This is a genomic window from Oleispirillum naphthae (assembly GCA_027864655.1).
Classification (GTDB): domain Bacteria; phylum Pseudomonadota; class Alphaproteobacteria; order Rhodospirillales; family Rhodospirillaceae; genus Oleispirillum; species Oleispirillum naphthae.
The window spans coordinates 24,426-46,874 of the sequence record JAQAZG010000011.1; the positions used below are offsets into that span (position 1 = coordinate 24,426).

Consider the following 22,449-nt stretch of genomic DNA (forward strand, 5'->3'; position numbering starts at 1 on the left):
ATGGCGCTGCGCGCAAAAACCAAAGTTATGGGGAGCGCGAGGGGATTGGAGCCGACCGCCGGAGGTGGTGGGAATGCCCGGTGGGCATTCCCAAGGCGGAAATGTCCCCTCGTGAAGTTTTGTCTTTTCAGATCGCCCGTAGCGCGGCGGCGGCGGCGACGCCTGCGATCACCACCACCGGCATCGGCAGGTACTTCGCCGCTGCGGCGACGAACAGGGCGGCGGCGCTTTCGCGCCAGCCGCCGGTGATCACGGCGGGGGCGATCAGCGCGGTGAGCACCGCCACCGGCATCGCGGCGAAGGCGGCGGCGAGGCGTCCTTTCCCGGCGAAGTCCGGCGGCAGCGCCAGTCCGGCGAGGCGGGTGGCGACGGTGACCGCGGCCATGGCGGCGATGGCGGCGAGGGTATGGGGGTTCATTGCGCCGTCTCCGGCTTGTGGGCGATGGCGGCGGCGGCGATTCCCGCGATCGTGCCGCCGATGATCGAGGCCGGGCCGGGGTGGACCCAGTCGATGGCGGTGGCGGCCGCGGCGCTGGCGATCAGCGCGGTGGCGAAGCCCGGCTGGGCGCGGAAGCCGCGGATCAGCACGATGAAGATGGCGACGAAGGCGAAGTCGAAACCCCAGGCGCGCGGATCGGCGATCCACTGGCCGAGCAGGTTGCCCGCCGCGCCCGCAGCCACCCAGCAGGCATAGAACGGCAACGCCAGCCCGGCGAAGTAGGCGGGGGTGAGGGGCTGCCGTGCGGCGCGCGCCTCGGCGAAGGCCCAGACCTCGTCGGCGAGGAAGAGCATGGCGAGCGCCCGCCCGGCGCGGGGAAAGCGCTCCATGCGGCGGAGGACCGAGGCGCTCATCAGCACGTGGCGCAGGTTGACCACCAGGGTCAGCCCGGCGAGCGCGAGCCACGGCGCGGGGTCGGTCCAGGTGTCGATCGCGGCGAACTGCGCGCTCCCGGCGAACACCAGGGCGGACATCAGCGCGGTTTCGAGCGGGGTGAACCCCTTGGCGGCGGCGAGCCCGCCGAGCAGCAGCGCGAACGGGACGAGCGCCAGGGTCGGCGCGGAGGAGGCGGCGGCCCCGGCGCGGAACTCGGCGGCGGGAGAGGAGGAAACGGTCATCGACGGAACACCTTACGGCGGAACGCGGCATTCTTTCTTAGCCGGTTCCGCCGTGGAGGTCACTCCTCGAACGTGCCCTTCACCTCCACCGTGCCGCCGCGCATCAGCATGCGGCCTTTGGCGATGACGTAGCGCAGGTCGAAGCGCGAGTCGAACAGGCAGAGATCGGCATCGGCCCCGGCCGCGATCACGCCCTTGCCGGGGAGGCCGAGGTGCTTCGCGACGTTCGAGGTGAGGAAGGGCAGCGCCTGCTCGGGTTTGAGCCCCAGGTCCAGCAGCGACCGGAATTCCCGCAGGTTGCTGGAAACTCCGCCGATGCCCAGGCCGACCATCACCCCCTGCGCATCGAAGCGCGGAATGCTGCCGTGCCCGTCGGTGCTCATGGTGATCCGCTCCGGTTCGACGCCGTCCTCCAGAGCGGCGCGGATCGCCTTGGCCGGGGTGTCGAAGCAGCTGCCGCCGGAGGTCACGTCGATCACGCCGCCGCTTTTGGCGAAGGCGATCGCCTCGGCGAACAGGGCCTTGTCCCGCGCGCAGTGGGTCGGCCGCAGGTGACGCACCGGAATGCCGCGGCGCACCACTTCCGCCAACTGGTCGAAGGCGCCGGGCAGGTTGCCGAGGTGGATGTGGAGGAAGCCGATCTTGCCCGCGATCATGCCGCCGACGCGGATGTCGGAGACGATGCGCATCAGTTCGTCGATGGTGGGGAAGGAGCAGCGGTGGTCGCCCATGGCGATCTTCACGCCCAGCACCTCGGGCACGCAGAACAGGTCCTTGCGGATGCTCCCGGTCAGCAGGGTGGGCGGCACGGCGTAGTTGCTGGTGTACATCCACGTGCTGACGCCCTCGGCGGCCAGCGCGCGCACCTTGGCGAGCAGGCCCTCGATCGGACGGGTCACCGAATCGGTGCCGGAAACCCCGACCACGGTGGTGGTGCCGCACTCCACCAGTTCCGACAGCACCAGTTCGGGGGTGCGGCTGGCCGGACCGCCCTCGCCCCCGCCGCCGGTGACGTGGATGTGCTGGTCGATCAGTCCGGGGGTGAGGGTAAGCCCCCGGGCATCCAGGGTTTCCAGTCCGGGCAGGCTGACGCTGAGGGCGTCGTCCACGGCGACGATCCGGTCACCGACGACGAACACGTCCTTGACCCCCAGGGGGGCGGGCGCGAAGACCGCGGCATTCTTCAGGAGCAGAGACATCTTATCGCCTTCCTCGGCAGGGAATTACAGGAACACCAGGCTGGATACGACGGTCATGATCAGACCGGCGATCATCACCGGCGTGGTGCGGCGGACGATATCGAAGGGGGTGACTCCCGAGATGCCGGAGACCGCGATCACCACCCCGACGATGGGCGACATGGTGCGGGCCAGCCCGGCGGCGAGTTGCACCGGGACGACGAGCGGCAGGAGCGGCACGCCGACGCTGGCCGCGGCGTCGGGGAGAAGCGGCGAGAAGGCGAAGAAGGCGGCGTTGCCCGAGCCGGTGACCACGGAGGCGAGGATCATGATGCCCATCATCACGGTGAGCATCACCGGCAGACCGGCGCCCTCCAGTCCGGCCGCGGCATGCAGCATGGTGTTGATGCCGCCGATCTTGGTGAGGCCGGTGGCGAAGGTCTCGGCGCAGATGATCAGGGACACCGTGGAGATGAACACCTTGCCCATACCCTCGAAGATCGCCTTGGTGGCGTCCAGCACGTCGCGCAGGGCGCGGCGGGTGAGGAGGTCGGTGAGGAGCGCGGCGACGAGCGAAACGAAGATGGCGGTGACCAGGCTCAGTTTGACCCCGGCATAGACCATCGGCGAGAAGACGATCAGCAGCACCAGGGGCAGCATCGGCAGGATCGCGTAGTGGACCGGTCCGGCGCCTTCCATGGCCTTGCTCAGGTCCTCGGGCGTGGTGTCCTGCGCGGTGCAGCGGCCGCTGGCGATGTCGCGCTTGTCGAACCAGCGCTGCATGAAGAAGTGCATCGCCGCGACCACGGCCACGGTGCACAGGGCCACCGGGATCTGCCCGTGGATGAAATAGCTGACCACGTCGGTCTTGACCAGTTCGGCGGCGCGCATGGCGTTGCTGGACGAAGGGCCGAGGTCGAGGCAGCAGGTGGTGGCGATCACCGAGGCGGCGGCGACGCGGGTGACGCCGAGGGCGATCAGCAGCGGGTACACCGACGCCATGAGCAGCAGCCCGAGGCCCACCGCGGAGTTGATGAACAGGGCGATGAACTGGCCCACCACGTAGGTGAGGGCGAGCAGCAGGTAGGGGGAGCGGATCGCCTGCAGCGGCTTGACGCACAGCTTGACCAGGGCCTTGCTCGCGCCGATGCGCTCCATGTAGGTGGCGAAGCCGCCGATCGCCATGATGTTGAGCCCGAGCCCGGCGAGGCGGCTGGACATCAGGTTGCTCATCACCTGGACCACGTCGAAGCCGAGGAAATGGGTGGTGTGCTTGGCGTCCAGGGGCGGGGTTCCCGCCGCGCTCGCCAGGGCCAGCAGGGCCAGACCGGCCACCAGAAGGACGATTTGCGGATAATGGTTTTTAACCACGAACCACGACACGGCCACCACCGCGGCGACCGTCAGGATGATCCCGAACATGGCATGTCTCCCAGAGGCAGGAACGCGAAAAACGGAATTGAAAGGGTATGAAAAAAAACTGACATTTATGTATTTTTATGTCAATTAAATTTTCACAAGCGGCGGTTTTCCGAAAACCAATTACGATTGCCGGCGTTTTTTTCGTATGGTTGCGTACCGGCCGGGCGCTCGGGCGCGGCCCTTTCCGGATTGAGGCATGGAAAAGAAACTGCTGGAACGCATCGCGCAACTGGACCGCCTGTCGGAGTCCGAACGGCGCCTCGCCGAGGTCTTCGAACGGGACATCCGCCAGGTGGCGTTCATGAATCTCGTCGGCATCGCGGAAAGGGCGGGCGTCGGCACGGCTACGGTGACGCGCTTCATCCGCAAGCTCGGATATCCCGGATTCATCGCCTTCATGAAAGCCTTGCGGGAAGATACGGCAGAGATGCTCGACTCCCCGATCTCCCAGTACATCCGCGCCACCCACTGGGATGAGAACGTCCCGGAATCCGCGGGTATCCTGCAGGCGCATATCGAAAGCGTCGCGCACAATCTGCACCAGTCCCTGGCGTCGGTGCCCCCCGACATGTTCGAAAAGGCGGTGGACCTGCTGGCCGATACCCGCAGGCAGGTCTACGTCACCGGCGGCGGTGCCGCGGAACCGCTGGCCGCCTACTTCACGTTGCTGGCCCAGTACTTCCGCGACGACGTGCGGCTGCTCGAGCCCAATGCCGGTTCGGTCGGCCATCAGCTTGCCGGGATGCGCCCCCGTGCGCTGCTGGTGTGCATCGCCTACCATCGGTGTTCCAGGATTTCGATGCAGATGATGGAGTTGTTCCGGCGTTGCGGAGGGGCCGTCGTCCTGGTTACGGATCGGGGGAGCAGTCCGCTGATTCGCCTCGCCGACGTGCCGCTGGTGGTGCATTCCGAGGGCGGCGCGGGAATGTTCAGCAGCCGGGCGGCGGGCCTGGCCCTGCTCGAAGCGCTGCTGGCCGCCCTGATGCCGCGGCGGCAGGATGCCATTCCGGAGCGCCTCGCGCGCATGGAAGAGGTGTTCTCGACCATCGACGCCTTCGCCTATCCCGAGGCCGAAAGCCGCCGCGTGCGGGGCGGTCCGGAAGGCGACCCCCAGACCTGATCTCCTCCCTTCTTCCTGCAGGCGACGATCGTCACCAATGGTTCACGGAACCGCCCCAAAAGCTTTCGCGTGAAGGGGCTAACATACCGGGCCATATGTGAAAAACGGTTTTTCCGGTTCGAACGCATGCCAGGGAGTCCGGTCATGAAACTGCCGAGGACGATCGCCGCCGCGCTGCTGGGCGGCCTGCTTCTCACCCCCGCGGCCCACGCCGCCACCGAGATCCAGTGGTGGCACGCCATGGGCGGAGAACTGGGCGAAAAGCTGGCGTCCATCGCCGAAGGCTTCAACGCCACGCAGTCCGACTACAAGATCGTGCCGATCTACAAGGGCAACTACACCGAGACGATGACCGCCGCGGTCGCCGCCTTCCGCGCGCGCCAGAACCCGGCGATCGTGCAGGTGTTCGAGGTCGGCACCGCGACGATGATGGCGGCCAAGGGCGCGGTCTACCCGGTCTACAAGCTGATGGCCGACACCAGGCAGCCGTTCGATCCCAAGGTCTACCTCGCCGCGGTGACCGGCTACTACACCGATTCCCACGACAACATGCTGTCGCTGCCGTTCAACAGCTCGACGCCGGTGATGTACTACAACAAGGACGCCTTCAAGAAGGCGGGCCTCAACCCCGATATGCCGCCGCGCACCTGGCCGGAGCTGGAAACCGCGGCCAAGGCGCTGCAGAAGGCGGGCACCCCCTGCGGCTTCACCACCGGCTGGCAGTCCTGGGTGCAGATCGAGAACTTCAGCGCCTGGCACAACCTGCCGATCGGCACCAGGGAGAACGGCATCGCCGGTCTCGACACCAGGCTCGCCATCGACAGTCCGGCGCACGTCAAGCACATCGGCCGGATGGCGGCCTGGCAGAAGAGCAAGATCTTCGACTACGGCGGCCGCCGCTCCGACGCCGCGCCGAAGTTCTACAAGGGCGACTGCGCGATGTACATGAACTCCTCGGCCTCCTACGCCGGGGTGAAGAAGAACGTCGGCTTCGCCTTCGGCGTCGCGCCGCTGCCGTTCTGGCCGGAGATCGCCAAGGAGCCGCAGAACACCATCATCGGCGGCGCGTCGCTGTGGGTGTTGAACGGCCGCCCGAAGGCGGAATACGCGGGCGTGGCGAAGTTCTTCTCCTACCTCTCCTCGCCTGCGGTGCAGGCCGACTGGCACCAGTTCACCGGCTATCTGCCGATCACCAAGGCGGCCTACGAACTGACCCGCAGCCAGGGCTTCTACGACAGGAACCCGGGCACCGACGTGGCGATCAAGGAGATCACCCACAAGGCGCCGACCGCCAACTCCAAGGGCCTGCGCTTCGGCAACTTCGTGCAGATCCGCGACATCATCAACGACGAGCTGGAATCGGCGTGGGCCGGAAAGGTTGACGCCAAGACCGCGCTCAAGACGATGGTGGAACGCGGCAACAAGCTGCTGCGCGCCTTCGAGAAGGCCAACAAGGGTTAACTTTCCCCGCAGGGCTGCCATCCCCCCGCAAGCCCTGTCCCCGCCGCTGCCGGCTCCCCTCGGCGGCGGCGGCCCTTATCGGCAAAGGAGCAGACCGCGTGGCCGTTCAGGTGGTGTTCCGCAACCGCTTCCTGCCCTATCTTCTGGTCGCGCCGCAGGCAGCGGTGACGCTCGTCTTCTTCTTCTGGCCCGCGGCGCAGGGGATGCGCCAGTCGCTGCTGCGCGAGGACGCCTTCGGCCTGTCCACCGAGTTCGTCGGCCTCGACAACTACGTCGAGGCGCTCACCGACCCGCGCTATCTCGACACCTTCCTCCGCTCGGTGGCGATGAGCGCCCTGGTCGCGTTCCTGTCGATGAGCACGGCGCTGCTGCTCGCGGCGATGGCCGACCGCGCGGTGCGCGGCGGACGCGCCTACCGCACCCTGCTGATCTGGCCCTACGCGGTGGCTCCGGCGCTTGCCGGGGTGCTGTGGTTCCTGATGTTCAACCCGACCATCGGCGTCGTCGGCGTCGGCCTCAACCGCATGGGCATCGCCTGGAACCCCTATCTCGACGGCGCGCAGGCCTTCGTTCTGGTGACCGTCGCCGCGTCGTGGAAGCAGGTGAGCTACAACTTCGTGTTCTTTCTCGCCGGGTTGCAGGCGATTCCCGCCGCGTTGATCGAGGCCGCGGCGATCGACGGCGCGTCGCCGTTCCGCCGCTTCTGGACCATCGTCTTTCCGCTGCTCGCGCCGACCAGCTTCTTCCTGCTCGTGGTCAACGTCGTCTACGCCTTCTTCGAGACCTTCGCGGTGATCCACGCCACCACCCAGGGCGGCCCCGGCGGCGCCACCGAGACCCTGGTCTACAAGGTGTTCAACGACGGCTTCATCGGCCTCGACCTCGGCGGCTCGGCGGCGCAGTCGGCGGTGCTGATGGCGATCGTCGCGGCGCTCACCGTGGCGCAGTTCCGCCTGCTCGACCGCAAGGCGGGGGCGTGATGGTCGAAAACCGCCCCTTCCTCGGCCTGATCCGCCATACCGTGCTGATCGCGGGGGTCCTCCTCCTCGCGCTGCCGGTGTGGCTCGCCTTCGTCGCCTCGACGCAGGAGGGCGGACGCCTGCTCAGCGGCGACGTCACCTTGTGGCCGAGCGGCCACTTCCTGCAGACCTACGGCGCGGTGCTGTTCGAGGGGATGCGCTCGGCGGGGGTGCCGCCGGTCGGGCGGATGATGCTCAACAGCCTGGCGATGGCGGTGCTGATCGCGGTGGGCAAGATCGCGATTTCGCTGCTCTCCGCCTTCGCCATCGTCTATTTCCGCTTTCCGCTGCGCAAGACCATCTTCTGGATGATCTTCCTCACCCTGATGCTGCCGGTGGAGGTGCGCATCGTGCCGACCTTCCAGGTGGTCGCCGGTCTCGGCCTGCTCGATTCCACCGCCGGGCTGGTGCTGCCGCTGATCGCCTCGGCCACCGCCACCTTCCTGTTCCGGCAGTTCTTCCTCTCGGTGCCGCCGGAGCTTGCCGAGGCGGCGCGCATCGACGGCGCCGGGCCGATGCGCTTCTTCGCCGACATCCTGGTGCCGCTGTCGCGCACCAACATCGCGGCGCTGTTCGTCATCCTCTTCATCTACGGCTGGAACCAGTACCTCTGGCCGTTCATCGCGACCACCGACGAGGCCCATTACACCGTGGTGATGGGCATCCAGCGCATGGTCGCGGTGCCGGATTCCGAGCCGATCTGGAACCTGGTGATGGCCACCGCCATCCTCGGCATGCTGCCGCCGGTGGCGGTGGTGGTGGCGATGCAGAAGCTCTTCGTCAAAGGACTGGTGGACAGCGAAAAGTAAAGGACGAGCGATGGCGACCCTTTCCCTGCAAGCCCTGACCAAGCGCTACGACAACGGCGTTCCGGCGGTGAACGCGGTGTCGCTGGACGCGGCGGACGGCGAGTTCATCGTCATCGTCGGTCCCTCGGGGTGCGGCAAGTCCACGCTCCTGCGCCTCGTCGCCGGGCTGGAAACGGTGAGCGGGGGCCGCGTCGTCATCGACGGCGCGGTGGTCAACGACCGCGAACCGGGCAACCGCGACATCGCCATGGTGTTCCAGAACTACGCGCTCTATCCGCACATGACGGTGGCGGGCAACATGGCCTATGGCCTCAGGAACCGCCGCGTGCCGAAGCCGGAGATCGCGGCGAAGGTGCGCCGCGCCGCCGAGATTCTCGAACTCACCGAGCTGCTGGAGCGCCGCCCGGCGCAGCTTTCCGGCGGGCAGCGGCAGCGCGTCGCGATGGGCCGGGCGATCGTGCGCGAGCCCAAGGTGTTCCTCTTCGACGAGCCGCTCTCCAACCTCGACGCCAAGCTGCGCGTCTCGATGCGCGTCGAGATCAAGCGCCTGCAGCGCCGCCTCCGCACCACCGCGGTCTACGTCACCCACGACCAGGTGGAGGCGATGACGCTGGCCGACCGCCTGGTGGTGATGAACCGGGGCGTGGCGGAACAGATCGGCCCGCCGCTCGCCCTTTACGAGCGGCCCGCCACGGTGTTCGTCGCCGGGTTCATCGGCTCCCCGGCGATGAACCTGCTGCCTGCGGAGTGGGACGGCCGCTTCGCCCGCGTCTCGCCGCACCTGGCGCTCGCCCTGCCGGGGCTCGGCGCGCCGCCGGGGCCGCTGACGCTGGGCATCCGGCCGGAGCACCTGGGGCTCGAAGGCGGCGCGGCGGCGGCGGTGGAACTGGTGGAGCCGCTGGGGGCCGATACCCTGGTGCATGTCCGCCTCGCCGACGGTCCGCTGCTGGTGGCGCGCGCCGCGGCGGCCCCCGCGCCGGATGCGCCGCTCGCCCTTGAGATGCCGCTTGCGCGCCTCCACCTGTTCGATGCGGCGGGGAACCGCATCCCCTGGGAAGCCCCGTCCGCAGCTTTGGAGGCACGTCCATGCCGGCCGGTCGCGTAATCGGTCACCGCGGGGCCGTGCGCCTCGCCCCGGAGAACACGCTCGCCGCCTTCCGCGCCGCGGCGCGCGTCGGTGCGCGCTGGGTGGAAACCGATGTGTCGCTGCTCGGCGACGGCACGCCGGTGATCTGCCACGACGCCGACCTCGGGCGCATCGCCGGGCGGCGGGAGCGCCTCGCCGACCTCGCGGCGGAAGACCTCGCCCTCCTCGGCGTCGCCGAAAAGGTGCCCACCCTCGCCGCGGCGCTGGAGGCGCTGGACGACTTCGGGCTTTCGGTCAACCTCGACGTCAAGGCGCGCGGCGATGCCGAAGACCTCGCCGCCGCCCTGGTGCTGGAACTGACGCGGCGGCCGTGGCCCAGGGAGCGGCTGCTGGTGTCGAGCTTCGACGCGGAGGTGCTCGCGGTTCTCGCCGCGGCGCGGCCGGATATCCGCCTCGGCATTCTCTGCGAGGAAATCCCCGACGACTGGGCGCTCCAGGCGGCGCGGGTGAGGGCCGTGGCGCTGCATCCCTACCGCCGTGCCCTCTCTCCGGCGTTCGCCGTGGAAATGCTCGCCGCGGGGCTGGAAATCTATGCCTGGACGGTCAACGACCCGGCGGAGGCGATGCGCCTGTGGGGCTGGGGGGTGACCGGGGTGATCACCGACGACCCGGCCCTGCTGCTGGGTCTCGCCGGAGCGAGCGCGTAACACCAAAACGTTGTGGGGGGACTCGGTCCCCCCACACCCCCCATAACTTGTTTTTCGCCGCGTAGCGGCAGTCAACCGTCACGCCGCGTGATGGCTCTATGGCGCTGCGCGCAAAACGAAAAAGGCAGGGGGAGCGCGAGGGGTCCAAGACCCCTCGCAAAGTTTTTGTTTTACGCCTCGGCGGCGTCTTCGATACGGTCGCGCAGGCGGGTGTTCGGCAGGCCGAGGGTGAGCAGGAAGGCGATGCCCATCACCGCGCCGGAGAGCCAGAAGCACCACATCAGCGCGTGGTGGTAGACCCCGGCGATCGCCGCGAGGTCGGCGGGCGAGAGGCGGTGGAGCGCCCCGGCGGAGAGGCTCGCGTGGTCGCGCCCCAGCGCGGCGAGCAGGTGCTGCGCCATGATCGTGCCGGAGGCGGCCACGCCGAGCGCGCCGCCGAGCGAGCGGATGAAGGTCATCATCCCGGTGGCCGCGCCGAGTTCGCGGTAGGGCACGGCGTTCTGCACCGTCACCGTGAGGTTGGGCATGCCCATGCCCATGCCGAAGCCGAGGCAGAAGGTGGAGAGCATGAAGGCATAGGCCCCGCCGCCGATGTGGGCGAACCAGCCGAGGCTCATCAGCGCCAGGGCTTCCACGGCGATCCCGGCGCGCAGGAAGGCCCGCCCGCTGCCGAGGCGGGAGACGATGCGCCCGCCGATCACCGAGGTGATCATCATCCCCACCACCTGCGGCAGCAGCATCGCGCCCGCCGCCGTCGGGCTCATCCCCAGCACCAGTTGGAAGTAGAGCGGCAGGAACACCGTGGAGCCGAGCATGGCGAAGGTCATCATGCCGCCGATCATCACGCCGCGGGCGTAGGTGACGTTGCGCAGCAGCGAAAGCCGCACCAGCGGGTCGGGGGCGCGCTTCTCGCGCCGGACGAACAGGGCGAACAGCACGGCGACGGAGAGGGCGAACCCGGCGGTGGTGACCGAAATCCAGGGGAATTCGCCGCCGCCCCAGGCGAGCAGCAGCAGCAGCGCGGTGGTGGCGGCGACGAGAAGCGCGATCCCGGCGAAGTCGATGGGGTGGCGTTCGTGCCGCACGGTGTCCTTGAGGCCGAGGAAGATCATCGCCAGCGCGGCCAGCGCGATCGGCAGGTTGACGAAGAACACCCAGCGCCAGGAGAGCAACTCGGTGATCGCGCCGCCGGTGATCGGCCCGGCGACCGAGGCGAGGGCGAAGGCGCCGGTGATGATCCCCTGATAGCGCGGCCGCTCGCGCGGCGTGAACACGTCGCCGATCGCCGATTGCGCCAGCACCAGCAGTCCGCCCGCGCCCAGGCCCTGCAATGCGCGCAGGGCGATCAGCTGGGTCATGCTGCGCGCCATGCCGCAGAGCAGCGAGCCCACGATGAACAGGCCGATGGCGATGAAGAAGAGAGGCCTGCGCCCGTGGATGTCGGAGAGCCGCCCGTAGAGCGTGGTGGTGGCGGTGGCGGTGAGCATGAAGGCGGTGAACACCCACGACATATGGGCGAGCCCGCCGAGGTCGCCGACGATGCGCGGCAGCGCGGTATTGACGATGTTCTGGTCGAGGGCGGCGAGAATCATGCAGAGCAGCGCGCCGGTGAGCACGACGCGGCGCTGCACCGGCTTCGCCGTGGCGTCGGGGGGGAGGTCGGCAGAGGCGGACGGATCGGACACGGGACTTCCCGGCAGAAACAACGCCGGTCCCTCTCGCGGGACCGGAACCCTTCAAAGGAATAAGCGCACTGCCGCCGGATTGCTAGGGGCAGGCCGGGTTTTTATGCCGCGGGCTTGCGCGCGGCGATGAACGCGGAGACGACGAAGTCCTCCGCGCCGCTGCCCGGCGCCCAGCCCGCGATCATCTCCCGGCTTGCCGGTTTCAGGCTCACCGCCGCCTCGGCGAACCCGGTGGCGGCGAGCCAGGCTTCGATTTCCGCGGGGCTCGCCGCGCCGGAGATGCAGGCGCACAGGCCGTCGGGGTCCGCCGTCATCGCTGCGGGCATCGCGCCGATGCGCACCACGTCGGAGATAGCGACCCGCCCGCCGGGCTTGAGCACGCGGAACGCCTCGGCGAAGACGCGCGGCTTGTCGGGGGAAAGGTTGATCACGCAGTTGGAAATCACCACGTCGGCCAGTCCTTCCGGCAGCGGCAGGTCCTCGATCCGCCCGAGCAGGAAGGAGACGTTGGCCGCCCCCGCCTTGCGGGCGTTGGCGCGTGCCTTGTCGAGCATCTCCGGCGTCATGTCGATGCCGATCACCCGGCCTTCCGGCCCCACCTGCCGCGCCGCGAGAAAGGCGTCGAACCCTGCGCCGCTGCCCAAGTCCACCACCACCTCGCCCGCGCGCAGCGCCGCGATCGCCTGCGGGTTGCCGCAGCCCAGCCCGAGGTTGGCGCCCTCCGGCGCGGCGGCGAGTTCCGCCTCGGCATAGCCCATGCGCCGCGACTTTTCCGCCGCGTCGCCGCAGCAGGCGGATTGCGGCGCGCAGCAGCCGGGGCCGGTGCCGCCCTCTTCGGCGATGCGGCCATAGCGTTCGCGGACCAGGTCGTGGACATCGGACATCGGGGAACCTCGCGTGCGGGATAAGGGGAAAGGGGTCAGGCCGCCTCTCGGGCGGGGAACAGGGTGCGGCGGAAGAACAGCGCCACGTGCACCAGGCCGAGCATCACCGGCACCTCGACCAGGGGGCCGATCACCGCGGCGAAGGCTGCGCCGGAATCGATGCCGTAGACCGCCACCGCCACCGCGATGGCGAGTTCGAAGTTGTTGCTCGCGGCGGTGAAGGAGAGGGTGGCGCTTTTCTCGTAGTCCGCGCCGAGGCGGCGGCTGATGGCGAAGGAGAAGAGGAACATCAGGACGAAATAGACGAGAAGCGGCAGCGCGATGCGCGCCACGTCGAGCGGCAGGGAGAGGATCAGCCCGCCCTTGAGGCTGAACATCACGACGATGGTGAAAAGCAGCGCCGCCAGGGCGAGCGGCCCGATCTTCGGCACGAAGCGGCTGTGGTACCACTCCTTGGAAACGAAGCGCAGCATGATGAAGCGGGTCGCCGCCCCGGCGAGGCAGGGCAGCCCGAGGTAGATCAGCACGCTCTCGGCGATCTGGCGGATCGAGATGTCCACCGCCGCGCCGGACAGGCCGAGGAGCGGCGGCAGCACGGTGACGAACAGCCAGGCGTAGGCGCTGAAGAACAGAACCTGGAACAGCGCGTTGAAGGCGACGAGACCGGCGGCGTATTCGGTGGAGCCCTTGGCGATCTCGTTCCACACGATGACCATGGCGATGCAGCGGGCGAGGCCGATGAGGATGAGGCCGGTCATGTAGTCCGGCTTGTCGGGCAGGAAGATCACCGCCAGGGCGAACATCAGCACCGGGCCGATCAGCCAGTTCTGCACCAGGGAGAGCAGCAGCACCTTGCCGTCGGCGAAGACGCGCGGCAGGTCCTCGTAGCGCACCTTGGCGAAGGGCGGATACATCATCAGGATCAGCCCGGCGGCGATCGGCAGGTTGGTGGCGCCGACGCGGAAGCGGCCGATGAACTCGGCGGTGCCGGGCACGAGGTTGCCGAGCGCGACGCCGAGCGCCATCGCGGCGAAGATCCACAGGGTCAGATAGCGGTCGAGAAACGACAGCCGCCCGCAGGCCGGGGCGGCGCTCACCGCGCGGCCTCCGCCGCGGCGCGCTCGCGGCCGATGTCCTGCAGGCGGCGCTGCAGCGACAGGCGGTCCAGCGAGGCGAGCGGCAGGGCGCAGAACAGGCCGATGCGGGCGCGCAGCATGCGCATCACCTCGGCGCAGAAGGCGATCTTCTCGGTTTCGCCGCCCTGGAAGGCGGCGGGGTCGGGCAGGCCCCAGTGCGCGGTCACCGGCTGCCCCGGCCAGATCGGGCAGACCTCGCCCGCCGCGTCGTCGCAGACGGTGAAGACGAAGTCGAGGGCGGGCGCGCCGGGAACGGCGAACTCGTCCCACGACTTGGAACGCAGGCCCGCGGTAGGCAGCCCGGCGGCCTGCAGCAGCTTGAGCACCGCGGGGTCGAGCGCGCCCTTCGGGTGGCTGCCCGCGCTGAAGGCGCGGAAGCGGCCGCCGCCCTCGGCATTGAGGATCGCCTCGGCCATGATGCTGCGCGCCGAGTTGCCGGTGCAGAGGAAGAGTACGGAATAGGGGGCTTCGCGCATCGGGGTATCCTTGTCGCGGGGGGAGGAAAACGCCTGGACGCAGGCCTCGGCAAGGTCCATGCCGCCGACCTGGGCGAGCCGCTTGCGGTCGGCGGCCACCACCGGGTCGTCGGCGGGCAGCGCCGCGGCGAGCGCCAGCAAGCCGGGCACGAAGCCGCCTTCGCCGCGCGGGGCGAGGCGGTAATAGGCCCAGCGCCCGTCGCGCCGCTGCAGCAGCAGCCCGGCGGCGCGGAGCAGGGAGAGGTGCTTGGAGACGGTGGCGGGGGCGAGCCCCAGCACCGCGACGATCTGGCAGACGCAAAGCTCGCCGCCCTCCAGCATCTTGAGGATGCGCAGGCGGTTGCGGTCGGCCAGGGCCTTGGCGGCGGTTGCGAGTGCGTCGATCATGGGTTGACATTAACATCATTTCGCTAAATGACGAAATGAAAAATGCCATAAGGAATACCCGGCCGCGCCGCAGGGAGGGGGCTCAGGCCTCGGCGGGAGCCTCCGCGCCGATGGCGTCGAGACGGCGCTGCAGGGCAAGGCGGTCGAGACCGCGGATCGGCAGCGCCACGAAAATTCCGATGCGGGTGTTGAGCATGCGCATGATGTCGGCGCAGAAGGCCGCCTTCTCCGCCTCGCTGCCGGTGAACAGGGCGGGGTCGGGCAGGCTCCAGTGCGCGGTCATCGGTTGCCCCGGCCATACCGGGCAGGGCTCGGCGGCGGCGGAGTCGCAGACGGTGAACACGAAGTCCATCGCCGGCGCATCCGGGGCGGCGAACTCCTCCCACGATTTGGAGCGCAGGTGCGCGACCGGATAGTTGGTCGAGGTGAGAATCTTCAGCACCGTCCCGTCGATCTCGCCCCGCGGCTTGCTGCCGGCGCTGAAGGCGTTGAACCGGCCCACGCCCTCGCGGGCGAGAATCGCCTCGGCCATGATGCTGCGCGCCGAGTTCCCGGTGCACAGGAACAACACGTTGTAAACGCCGCCGCTCATCGGAAAATCCCCCGGACGCGTAAGAAGCGGAAAAACTCTAGCGCGCCCGCGCTCTTCCGGGGGTGAAGAATTCGTGACCGCGGATGCAGGGAAAAACTTTCTGGAGGGTCGCGGACCCTCCAGACCGCCCCTAACTTTTTTCGCCGCGCAGCGGCAGGCGATATCCCCCGCTGCAACCGCACGGGGGATTATGGCGCTACGCGCAAAAACCAAAAGTCATGGGGTGCGCGAGGGGTCCAAGACCCCTCGTAAAGTTTTGATTTTTTCAGGCGAGCGGGAAGGCGATACGGTGGATGCGGCAGTAGGCTTCCAGGGTATTGCGCAGCAGCATGGCGATGGTCATCGGCCCGACGCCGCCGGGCACCGGGGTGATCAGGCCCGCGACCTTGACCGCCTCGTCGAAGTCCACGTCGCCGACGAGGCGGGTGGAGCCGTCGCCCTTGCCCGCATCGATGCGGTTGATCCCCACGTCGATCACCGCCGCGCCGGGTTTCACCCAGTCGCCCCGGATGAAGCGGGGCTTGCCGATGGCGGGCACCAGGATATCGGCCTCGCGGCACAGCGCGGGCAGGTCGCGGGTGCGCGAGTGCGCCATGGTGACGGTGCAGTTCTCGCGCAGCAGCAGGGTGGCCATCGGCTTGCCGACGATGTTGGAGCGCCCGACGACCACGGCGTGCAGGCCTGCGAGGTCGCCGAGTTCGCGCTTCAGCAGGGTGAGGCAGCCGAGAGGCGTGCAGGGGATCGGCGCGTCCTGTCCGGTGGCGAGGCGGCCGACGTTCATCGGGTGGAAGCCGTCCACGTCCTTCTCGGGGGAGATCGTCTCGATGACCTTGGCCTCGTCGATCTGCGGCGGCACCGGCAACTGCACCAGGATGCCGTGGATTTCCGGGTCCTCGTTCAGCCCCTCGATCAGGGTGAGCAGGGGTTCTTCCGGGGTGTCGGCGGGGCGGCGGTAGACCACGGACCTGAACCCCGCCTCGGCGGCGAGCTTTTCCTTGCTCTTCACGTAGACCTGGCTCGGCGCGTCGTCGCCGATGAGGATCACCGCGAGGCCCGGCTGCACCGCGCGCTGCTCGCGGATGATCGCGACGTGCCGGGCGAGCTCCGCGCGGATCGCGGCGGAGACGGCCTTGCCGTCGATGATGCGGGCGGGGGAGGTCTTGGTCATGATGGCGGGCCTTTGTCCGGCAGGGTCTCTGCGATGCGGCGGAGAATACGCTCGGGATCGCCCGAGATCGACAGAATCTTGTGGCGGTCGGTCTCTCCGGAAACGATGGCGACGGCGCTTTTCGGCACGCCCCAGAGCTTGGCGAGAAGTTTGATCAGCGCGCGGTTGGCCTTGCCGTCTTCCGGCGCCGCGGTGACGGAAACGCGCACCTCCGCGCCGCCCGCCGCGGTTTCGGCCAGGCCCTCGACGCCGTCGCGCCGCGCCTTCGGGGTGATCCGCACGCAAACGCGCACGCCGCCCGCGGCGGGCTGCGCAGCCGCTGCAAGCCCGGGCGGCACGCCTCAGAATCCGATGTAGCGCATGGCGATGCGGGCGAGCACGTTCTGGATGAAGACGATGGCGAGCAGCAGCACCACCGGGCTCAGGTCGAGGCCGCCGAGATCGGGCAGGAAGTTGCGGATCGGGCGCAGCAGCGGCTCGGTGATGCGGTAGAGGAAGTCGCCGACCAGATAGACGAAGCGGTTGCGGGTGTTGATCACGCCGAAGGCGATCAGCCAGCTCATCACCGCCTGGATGATGATCAGCCAGACATAGAGATTCAGGGCCATCTGGATGACGGTGATCAGGGGTCCGAGGATGACGTCCATGAATTCGGCTCGCTTTTTTTAGGGTCGAAGGTCAAGAAGGTAGCCTCTCGACCGGCACGGCGCAAGTGCCGCACGACAACCCTTGACAGGTGGAAAACATCTCAGCATTATCCCCGCCTCGTCCTGCGGGGCCGTAGCTCAGATGGGAGAGCGCCGCAATCGCACTGCGGAGGTCAGGGGTTCGATTCCCCTCGGCTCCACCAAACTTCTCCAACTGCCGAATCCATCGACTGTGATAGCACAGTCGATGGCGGCGGGGCAAGGCAAGGCCATGCTTGGAGAGGCGTGGAATCCCAATGACATAAGCAAAAGGCCGCTAATCCGAAGGATTGGGCGACCTGTTGCACGTCTAAAAAGAGAGCGTTCGGCAGCCTCCTTTGCCGCGCGCGGCGGGACGCCTCGTCAACGGGAAACCGCGCGTTTTCCGAACGGATGGTTGCGGCCTTTTTCCCTGTCGTTCCACGCCCTTCGGAGGGAAGGGCGTGTGCGAATCCAACACGCGTGCCGAGCTGCTGGACCTGCTGCCGGTGGCCGGGCACGTCTTCGGTCTGTCGCGTCGCGAGATCGAGCATCTGCTGTGGGCGATCCGGCGGACCAGGGTGGCCGATTGGCAGCCTGGAAGCCGCGCCGTCGTCTACGTTTCCGTTGCGGAAACGGCGACCGAACGGGGCGTGTCTCCCCGGCAGATCAACAACTACGAACGGGCGATCGCGGCGGCCTTCGGCCTGCCGGTCTCCATCGCCTACAACCGGCGGCGCTACGGCCGTCGCGATCCGGCGACGGGGCGCATCCTCACCGCCTTCGGCTTCGAACTGACGGGGCTCGACCTGGCGCTCCCGAGACTGCGTCAGGTCAAAGCGGAGATCGACGAATTGAACCGACGACGGCGGAGCCTCAAGGAGGAACTGGCCGCGGCGGACTTGGAAAGGTTGATCCTTGCGGGGAAAACCTGTGGAGGAGACGGGGAAATTTCCGACGCGTCGGAAACGGATTTCCGACGTACAGAGCCTTCAATTGATTTTCGATCCACCTTCGGTGGTTGTAGTCCACATGTGGACACCGCCACCCGACGGCCCGCCCGCCGTCACCGGCACGGGCGCCGAACGCATCAAGCCGCGCATGGCCCTGGCGGCCGCATCCAAGCGGTTTCGTGCGCATGCCCCGCCTCACCCGCAAGCCGACGACATCCGATGTGGTGGACGCCGCCAGATCGCTACTCCCCGAGATCGGCATCGACGCTTCGACCTGGCGCTACGCATGCGAGATCATCGGCCTCTACCCCGCCGCCTTGGCTCTCTTGATCGCCGACCGTGCGGCACTCGATAGGGGTGTCTTGGCTCCCGGCGCATATCTCCGCGGCATGTCCCGTCGGGCCATTGATGCTGACCTTGCGCTCGACCGCTCGATGTTCGGCTTGGTCGGCGGCTGATGCGCCCGTACCGATCCATAAGGGGCCGGAATCGGACGGACGGGCTGTGGGCGGGCAATGCAAAAGGCCGATTGTTGGCTTAGTCCGCACCCTGCTAAGCTCTGTCGATAAAACTTAATGACCAAAGTTTGGCGGCAGCGAGTTTCAGGCATTCGAGGAAGGATTACTCGGATCGCCGGAGTCGATAGCCGACGGTGGGGTCGTTGACGATGATCGCGGGATGGGCGGGGTCGGCCTCCAGCTTCTGGCGCAGCTGGTTGACGTAGACCCGCAGGTAGGCGGTGTCCTCGACGTGCGCCGGTCCCCAGACCTCTTTGAGAATCTGCCGGTGGGTGAGGACGTGGTCCGCATGCGGGACGAAGAAGGCGAGAAGCTCCCATTCCTTCTTGCTGAGGTGCACCTCGGTGCCGTCCCGGCTGACGATGCGGCGGGCGAGATCGACGGAAAGTCCGCCGGAAACGAAGGTTTCCCCGCCGTCCCCACCTCCGCGGGAGCGCAGCGCCGCCCGCATCCGCGCCATGAACTCGGCGATGCCGAAGGGCTTGACCACATAGTCGCTGGCGCCGCGGTCGAGCGCCTCGACCTTGTCGAACTCGTCGGCGCGCACCGAAAGCACGATGATCGGAACCGCGGAGAACCCGCGGATTGCGCTGATCGCTTCCTGGCCGTCCATGTCGGGCAGGCCGAGGTCCAGCACCACCAGGTCCGGCGCCCGCTCGCGGGCGGCGGCGATGCCCGCCGCCGCGGTTTCCGCCTCGCTCACCGCATAGCCGTTGGCGGCGAGGGAAATCCGCAGGAACTTGCGGATTTGGGGTTCGTCGTCAACGACGAGAACGCGGACGCTCATGATCCGGCCTCGGGCAGGGCGGGCGCCTCCGGCAACGGCAGGTGGATGACGATCGCCGCTCCCACGCCGTTCATCCCCGCATCGATGTGGATGGTGCCGTCGTGCGCCTCGACGATGCCGCGGCAGATCGCGAGCCCGAGGCCGGTTCCCGACTGGCTGTCCTCCTGCCGCACCCGATAGAACATCTCGAACACCTTCTCCCGCTCTTCCGGTGGAATCCCCGGCCCCTGGTCGAGCACCTCGATGGATATGTGCTTCGGCGTCGGGTTTGCCCATACCTTGATCGCGCTGCCCGGCGGCGCGTATTTGCAGGCGTTGTCGAGGAGGTTGAAGAACACCTGCTCCATCAGCACCGCATCGATGCGCAGGAGCGGCATCCTTGGGGAAATCTCCACCTGAATGGTGTGCGCCCGGGCGAGGCGGCCGATGCGCTCCACCGCCGCGGCGACGACGTCGCGCAGGTCGGTCCAGTCGGCGCGCGGTTTCAGCGCTCCGGCGCCGAGGCGGGTCATGTCCAGCAGGTTCTGGACATAACGGTTGAGACGCTCGGCCTCGTCCTGGATGGTCTGGGCGAGGTCCTGCCGCCCGGATTCGTCGAGCAGGCCGCCGTAACTGGTGAGGCTCGACGCGGCGCCGAGGATCGACACCAGGGGGGTGCGCAGGTCGTGCGAGAGCGAGGAGAGCAGTGCCGAGCGCAGGCGTTCGCGCTCGGTGTCGACCTTGGCCGCCTCGATATCGGAGACCAGGATGGTCCGTTCGATCGCCACCGCCGCCTGGTCGGCCAAGGTTTCCAGGAGCCGCATCTGCTCCGGACCGGGCGGTACGGTGCCCTTTTCCATCTGCACCCCGAGCACGCCGATCGGCCCGCGCGCCGTGGTCAGCGGGATGAACAGCCATTCCGCCGCGGGCAGGGTGCTCGATCCGCGCCCGGCCACCTTGCCGTGCGTCCAGGTCCACGCGGCGGCGGCGGCGGACTTGTCGTCGATGCGATCCTCGGGTGGATATCCGGCGGCGACGGAGAGGATGGACTTCTCCGGCATAAGGACCAGAGACTTGCCGTGAATGGTCGAGGCGACGTGGAAGACCACCGCCCAGAGCACGTTGTCGAGGGTCACGGCGGCGGATATCTTGCGGCCGAAATCGTAGAGCGCCGCGGTGCGCCGCGCGCCCTCGCGCGTGCTTTCCATCTGGGCCCTCAGGCGGGCGGCGAGATTGCTCACGAGGATGGCCGCGACGAGGAAGAACACCACGGTGAGGATGTTCTGGGTGTCGGTGATGGCGAAGGTGAGGCGCGGCTCTGTGAAGAAGAAGTTGAATGCGAAGAAGCTCAGCACCGAGGTGAGGATGGCGGGTCTGAGCCCGGTGCGCACCGCCACCAGCAGTACCGCCATCAGGTAGGCGACGGAAATGTTGGTGATCGGCAGGCCGATCGCCTCCACCGCGAAGCCGATGCCGGTGGCGGCGGCGCTCGCGGCCAGGGCGAAAAAATAGAACCAGGAGGGCGTGGCCTGCCGCGGCACGGGGGACTGCTTCGGCGCGGCCTTGTCGGCGGCACCGACCACCAGAACGTTGATGTCGCCCGCCTCGGCGATCAGGCGGTCGGTGACCGACTTGCCGAAGCTCCGGTGCCCGGCTCGCGTGCGTCCGACGACGAACTGGGTGACGTTGTTGTCGCGGGCATAGGCGAGCACCGTCGCCGCCACGTCGTCGCCGGAGAGCGTCGCGGTCTCGCCGCCGAGCTGCGTGGCCAGGCGCATCGCTTCGGTGATGCGGTCCTTCTCCGCCTCGCCGAGGGCATAGGCGCGCGGTGTCTCCACCGTCACCGCCACCCAGGCGGAACCGCGGCGCTCCGCCGAACGCTTGGCGACGCGGATCAGGCGCGGCGCATCTCCTTGCGCATCGACGCACACCAGGGTCCGCTCACGTGCCGGCCACGGCCCGGCGATGGCATGGGCGCGCATGTAGTCGATCATCTGGCGGTCGACCCGTTCGGCGGCGTGGCGCAGCGCCATCTCGCGCAGCGCGGTGAGGGTGCCGAGGGAGAAGAAGTGGCGGATCGCCCGCCGCGCCTGTTCCGGCACGTAGACCTTGCCCTCGTGCAGGCGCTTGATCAGGTCTTCCGGCGGCAGGTCGATCAGCTCGATCTCATCGGCGGCGGCGAACAGGCCGTCGGGCACGGTTTCCCGCACCTTGACCCCGGAGATCTGCTCGACGACGTCGTTCAGCCCCTCGATGTGCTGGATGTTCACCGTGGTGTAGACGTCGATGCCTGCGGCGAGCAGCTCCTCCACATCCTGCCAGCGCTTGACGTGGCGCGCACCGGGTACGTTGCTGTGGGCGAGTTCGTCCACCAGGGCGAGGCCGGGGCGGCGCGCGAGCAAGCCGTCGAGGTCCATCTCATCGAAGACCCGCTCGTGGTAGTCGATGCGGTGGCGCGGCACCACATCGAGGCCCTCGACCAGGGTCTCGGTCTCGCTGCGGCCGTGCGTCTCGACGAAACCGACCGCGACGTCGATGCCTTCCCGGCGGCGTTCGTGGGCGGCGCCGAGCATCGCGTAGGTCTTGCCGACGCCGGGGGCGGCGCCGAGGAAGATTTTGAGGCGGCCGCGTCCCTCCCGCTCGGCTTCGGCGAGCAGGGCGTCCGGTGACGGGCGCGCCTCGGTCTGGTTCATGCGCGGTCTCCCTTCCCGCCGAGTTCACCGCATCGGCCGCCGTTCGTCCAGGGCGAGATTGAGGGCGAGTACGTTGACGCGCGGTTCCCCGAGGAGTCCGAAGGTGCGCCCCTCGGTACGCGCGGCGATCAGGGCGCGCACCTCCTCGACCGCGAGGCCGCGTGCCAGGGCGACGCGTGCCGCCTGCCAAGCCGCCGCCGCAGGCGAGAGGTGCGGGTCGAGGCCGGAGGCCGAGGCGGTGACGAGGTCGGCGGGCACCGGGCCTCTCTCCCCCGGGTTGGCGGCGCGTTCGGCGGCGATGCGTGCCCGCACCGCCTCGGCCAATGCCCGGGCGGAGGGTGCGAGGTTGGAACCGCCGGAGTTCGCCGCGTCGTAGCCCTGCCCCGCCGCCGAGGGACGGCCATGGAAATAGCCGGGACCGGAAAATGCCTGGCCGATCAGGGCCGAACCCACCACCTTGCCGTCCCGTTCGATCAGGCTGCCGTGCGCCTGGCGGGGGAAGGCGAGTTCGGCGATGCCGGTAACCGCGAAGGGATAGGCGATGCCGGTGAGCGCGGTCATCACCAGGGTGAGAACCAGGGCGGATCGCAGATGGGAGATCATGGTG

General features: G+C 68.4%; 23 protein-coding genes and 1 tRNA gene. 9 read left to right on the forward strand and 15 right to left on the reverse strand.

Features of this window, described 5'->3' with window-relative positions; translation table 11 throughout:
* Positions 1 to 127 precede the first annotated feature (127 nt).
* The 4 genes from O7R11_RS11995 to dcuC are packed head-to-tail and all read right to left on the reverse strand — an operon-like array spanning position 128 to position 3,716.
* Entirely contained in the window at positions 128 to 418 is a 291-nt protein-coding gene (locus O7R11_RS11995) for an AzlD domain-containing protein (protein ID WP_337997762.1), read from the reverse strand.
* Entirely contained in the window at positions 415 to 1,116 is a 702-nt protein-coding gene (locus O7R11_RS12000) for an AzlC family ABC transporter permease (RefSeq protein WP_337997763.1), read from the reverse strand. Before O7R11_RS12000 ends, O7R11_RS11995 begins: the two co-directional genes overlap by 4 nt.
* Before the next feature lie 59 nt (positions 1,117 to 1,175).
* Complete coding sequence (gene iadA / locus O7R11_RS12005) at positions 1,176 to 2,315, reverse strand: beta-aspartyl-peptidase (RefSeq protein ID WP_337997764.1); 1,140 nt, start codon at positions 2,313 to 2,315, stop codon at positions 1,176 to 1,178.
* Positions 2,316 to 2,339: 24 nt separating this feature from the next.
* Entirely contained in the window at positions 2,340 to 3,716 is a 1,377-nt protein-coding gene (gene dcuC / locus O7R11_RS12010) for a C4-dicarboxylate transporter DcuC (RefSeq protein ID WP_337997765.1), read from the reverse strand.
* A 196-nt stretch (positions 3,717 to 3,912) separates the two neighbouring features.
* Between dcuC and O7R11_RS12015 the strand changes: the two genes are divergently transcribed.
* The 6 genes from O7R11_RS12015 (at position 3,913) to O7R11_RS12040 (ending at position 9,919) form a co-directional block, all read left to right on the forward strand.
* Positions 3,913 to 4,836 (forward strand): MurR/RpiR family transcriptional regulator, encoded by a 924-nt coding sequence (locus O7R11_RS12015; protein ID WP_337997766.1) that lies wholly within the window; start codon positions 3,913 to 3,915, stop codon positions 4,834 to 4,836.
* Between the two features lie 144 nt (positions 4,837 to 4,980).
* Entirely contained in the window at positions 4,981 to 6,297 is a 1,317-nt protein-coding gene (gene ugpB, locus O7R11_RS12020; RefSeq protein WP_337997767.1) for a sn-glycerol-3-phosphate ABC transporter substrate-binding protein UgpB, read from the forward strand.
* Between the two features lie 98 nt (positions 6,298 to 6,395).
* Positions 6,396 to 7,277 (forward strand): sn-glycerol-3-phosphate ABC transporter permease UgpA, encoded by an 882-nt coding sequence (gene ugpA / locus O7R11_RS12025; protein ID WP_337997768.1) that lies wholly within the window; start codon positions 6,396 to 6,398, stop codon positions 7,275 to 7,277.
* A complete protein-coding gene (gene ugpE, locus O7R11_RS12030) occupies positions 7,277 to 8,125 on the forward strand; it encodes a sn-glycerol-3-phosphate ABC transporter permease UgpE (protein ID WP_337997769.1) in 849 nt (282 codons plus the stop codon). Before ugpA ends, ugpE begins: the two co-directional genes overlap by 1 nt.
* 10 nt (positions 8,126 to 8,135) lie before the next feature.
* Positions 8,136 to 9,230, forward strand: coding sequence for a sn-glycerol-3-phosphate ABC transporter ATP-binding protein UgpC (gene ugpC, locus O7R11_RS12035; RefSeq protein ID WP_337997770.1), 1,095 nt, complete (start codon positions 8,136 to 8,138; stop codon positions 9,228 to 9,230).
* Positions 9,212 to 9,919: a glycerophosphodiester phosphodiesterase family protein gene (locus tag O7R11_RS12040; protein ID WP_337997771.1), complete on the forward strand. Its 708-nt coding sequence runs from the start codon at positions 9,212 to 9,214 to the stop codon at positions 9,917 to 9,919. Before ugpC ends, O7R11_RS12040 begins: the two co-directional genes overlap by 19 nt.
* Positions 9,920 to 10,089: 170 nt before the next feature.
* Here the strand turns inward: O7R11_RS12040 and O7R11_RS12045 are convergent, their stop codons facing one another.
* The 8 genes from O7R11_RS12045 to O7R11_RS12080 form a co-directional block, all read right to left on the reverse strand.
* Positions 10,090 to 11,604 (reverse strand): MDR family MFS transporter, encoded by a 1,515-nt coding sequence (locus O7R11_RS12045; protein ID WP_337997772.1) that lies wholly within the window; start codon positions 11,602 to 11,604, stop codon positions 10,090 to 10,092.
* Between the two features lie 101 nt (positions 11,605 to 11,705).
* The gene (gene arsM, locus O7R11_RS12050) at positions 11,706 to 12,488 is read right to left on the reverse strand and encodes an arsenite methyltransferase (RefSeq protein ID WP_337997773.1); all 783 of its coding nucleotides are present in this window, start codon (positions 12,486 to 12,488) and stop codon (positions 11,706 to 11,708) included.
* A 35-nt stretch (positions 12,489 to 12,523) separates the two neighbouring features.
* The gene (gene arsB, locus O7R11_RS12055) at positions 12,524 to 13,585 is read right to left on the reverse strand and encodes an ACR3 family arsenite efflux transporter (RefSeq protein WP_337997774.1); all 1,062 of its coding nucleotides are present in this window, start codon (positions 13,583 to 13,585) and stop codon (positions 12,524 to 12,526) included.
* Entirely contained in the window at positions 13,582 to 14,487 is a 906-nt protein-coding gene (locus O7R11_RS12060; RefSeq protein ID WP_337997775.1) for a metalloregulator ArsR/SmtB family transcription factor, read from the reverse strand. The genes arsB and O7R11_RS12060 overlap by 4 nt, the downstream gene beginning before the upstream one ends.
* An 82-nt stretch (positions 14,488 to 14,569) precedes the next feature.
* On the reverse strand, positions 14,570 to 15,079 hold the full coding sequence (locus O7R11_RS12065) for an arsenate reductase ArsC (protein WP_337997776.1): 510 nt from the start codon (positions 15,077 to 15,079) through the stop codon (positions 14,570 to 14,572).
* Between the two features lie 265 nt (positions 15,080 to 15,344).
* The gene (folD, locus tag O7R11_RS12070) at positions 15,345 to 16,247 is read right to left on the reverse strand and encodes a bifunctional methylenetetrahydrofolate dehydrogenase/methenyltetrahydrofolate cyclohydrolase FolD (protein WP_337997777.1); all 903 of its coding nucleotides are present in this window, start codon (positions 16,245 to 16,247) and stop codon (positions 15,345 to 15,347) included.
* On the reverse strand, positions 16,244 to 16,585 hold the full coding sequence (locus O7R11_RS12075; RefSeq protein WP_337997778.1) for a DUF167 domain-containing protein: 342 nt from the start codon (positions 16,583 to 16,585) through the stop codon (positions 16,244 to 16,246). The genes folD and O7R11_RS12075 overlap by 4 nt, the downstream gene beginning before the upstream one ends.
* A 3-nt stretch (positions 16,586 to 16,588) precedes the next feature.
* On the reverse strand, positions 16,589 to 16,894 hold the full coding sequence (locus tag O7R11_RS12080; protein ID WP_337997779.1) for a YggT family protein: 306 nt from the start codon (positions 16,892 to 16,894) through the stop codon (positions 16,589 to 16,591).
* Positions 16,895 to 17,021: 127 nt separating this feature from the next.
* Between O7R11_RS12080 and O7R11_RS12085 the strand changes: the two genes are divergently transcribed.
* The 3 genes from O7R11_RS12085 (at position 17,022) to repC (ending at position 18,323) form a co-directional block, all read left to right on the forward strand.
* A tRNA-Ala gene (locus O7R11_RS12085) sits at positions 17,022 to 17,097 on the forward strand.
* A gap of 279 nt (positions 17,098 to 17,376) precedes the next feature.
* The gene (locus tag O7R11_RS12090; RefSeq protein WP_337997780.1) at positions 17,377 to 18,195 is read left to right on the forward strand and encodes a helix-turn-helix domain-containing protein; all 819 of its coding nucleotides are present in this window, start codon (positions 17,377 to 17,379) and stop codon (positions 18,193 to 18,195) included.
* Entirely contained in the window at positions 18,090 to 18,323 is a 234-nt protein-coding gene (gene repC / locus O7R11_RS14985) for a replication initiation protein RepC (protein ID WP_420792993.1), read from the forward strand. Before O7R11_RS12090 ends, repC begins: the two co-directional genes overlap by 106 nt.
* Positions 18,324 to 18,486: 163 nt before the next feature.
* Here repC and O7R11_RS12095 read toward each other — a convergent pair whose 3' ends face one another.
* Genes O7R11_RS12095 through kdpC form a run of 3 tightly spaced genes read right to left on the reverse strand, consistent with a single transcriptional unit; the run spans position 18,487 to position 22,445 of the window.
* Positions 18,487 to 19,170, reverse strand: coding sequence for a response regulator (locus O7R11_RS12095; RefSeq protein WP_337997781.1), 684 nt, complete (start codon positions 19,168 to 19,170; stop codon positions 18,487 to 18,489).
* Positions 19,167 to 21,842 carry a sensor histidine kinase KdpD gene (locus O7R11_RS12100; RefSeq protein WP_337997782.1) on the reverse strand — a complete coding sequence of 892 codons (2,676 nt, stop codon included), beginning with the start codon at positions 21,840 to 21,842 and terminating at the stop codon, positions 19,167 to 19,169. Before O7R11_RS12100 ends, O7R11_RS12095 begins: the two co-directional genes overlap by 4 nt.
* Positions 21,843 to 21,866: 24 nt before the next feature.
* Positions 21,867 to 22,445, reverse strand: a complete 579-nt coding sequence (gene kdpC / locus O7R11_RS12105) for a potassium-transporting ATPase subunit KdpC (protein ID WP_337997783.1) — start codon at positions 22,443 to 22,445, stop codon at positions 21,867 to 21,869.
* Between the last annotated feature and the right edge of the window lie 4 nt (positions 22,446 to 22,449).

Bases quoted from the DNA above. Each gene is read 5' to 3' on its own strand.
- O7R11_RS11995 (WP_337997762.1), bottom strand. From the start codon at position 418: ATGAACCCCCATACCCTCGCCGCCATCGCCGCCATGGCCGCGGTCACC.
- O7R11_RS12000 (WP_337997763.1), bottom strand. From the start codon at position 1,116: ATGACCGTTTCCTCCTCTCCCGCCGCCGAGTTCCGCGCCGGGGCCGCC.
- iadA (WP_337997764.1), bottom strand. From the start codon at position 2,315: ATGTCTCTGCTCCTGAAGAATGCCGCGGTCTTCGCGCCCGCCCCCCTG.
- dcuC (WP_337997765.1), bottom strand. From the start codon at position 3,716: ATGTTCGGGATCATCCTGACGGTCGCCGCGGTGGTGGCCGTGTCGTGG.
- O7R11_RS12015 (WP_337997766.1), top strand. From the start codon at position 3,913: ATGGAAAAGAAACTGCTGGAACGCATCGCGCAACTGGACCGCCTGTCG.
- ugpB (WP_337997767.1), top strand. From the start codon at position 4,981: ATGAAACTGCCGAGGACGATCGCCGCCGCGCTGCTGGGCGGCCTGCTT.
- ugpE (WP_337997769.1), top strand. From the start codon at position 7,277: ATGGTCGAAAACCGCCCCTTCCTCGGCCTGATCCGCCATACCGTGCTG.
- ugpC (WP_337997770.1), top strand. From the start codon at position 8,136: ATGGCGACCCTTTCCCTGCAAGCCCTGACCAAGCGCTACGACAACGGC.
- O7R11_RS12040 (WP_337997771.1), top strand. From the start codon at position 9,212: ATGCCGGCCGGTCGCGTAATCGGTCACCGCGGGGCCGTGCGCCTCGCC.
- arsM (WP_337997773.1), bottom strand. From the start codon at position 12,488: ATGTCCGATGTCCACGACCTGGTCCGCGAACGCTATGGCCGCATCGCC.
- O7R11_RS12060 (WP_337997775.1), bottom strand. From the start codon at position 14,487: ATGATCGACGCACTCGCAACCGCCGCCAAGGCCCTGGCCGACCGCAAC.
- O7R11_RS12065 (WP_337997776.1), bottom strand. From the start codon at position 15,079: ATGAGCGGCGGCGTTTACAACGTGTTGTTCCTGTGCACCGGGAACTCG.
- folD (WP_337997777.1), bottom strand. From the start codon at position 16,247: ATGACCAAGACCTCCCCCGCCCGCATCATCGACGGCAAGGCCGTCTCC.
- O7R11_RS12080 (WP_337997779.1), bottom strand. From the start codon at position 16,894: ATGGACGTCATCCTCGGACCCCTGATCACCGTCATCCAGATGGCCCTG.
- O7R11_RS12095 (WP_337997781.1), bottom strand. From the start codon at position 19,170: ATGAGCGTCCGCGTTCTCGTCGTTGACGACGAACCCCAAATCCGCAAG.
- O7R11_RS12100 (WP_337997782.1), bottom strand. From the start codon at position 21,842: ATGAACCAGACCGAGGCGCGCCCGTCACCGGACGCCCTGCTCGCCGAA.
- kdpC (WP_337997783.1), bottom strand. From the start codon at position 22,445: ATGATCTCCCATCTGCGATCCGCCCTGGTTCTCACCCTGGTGATGACC.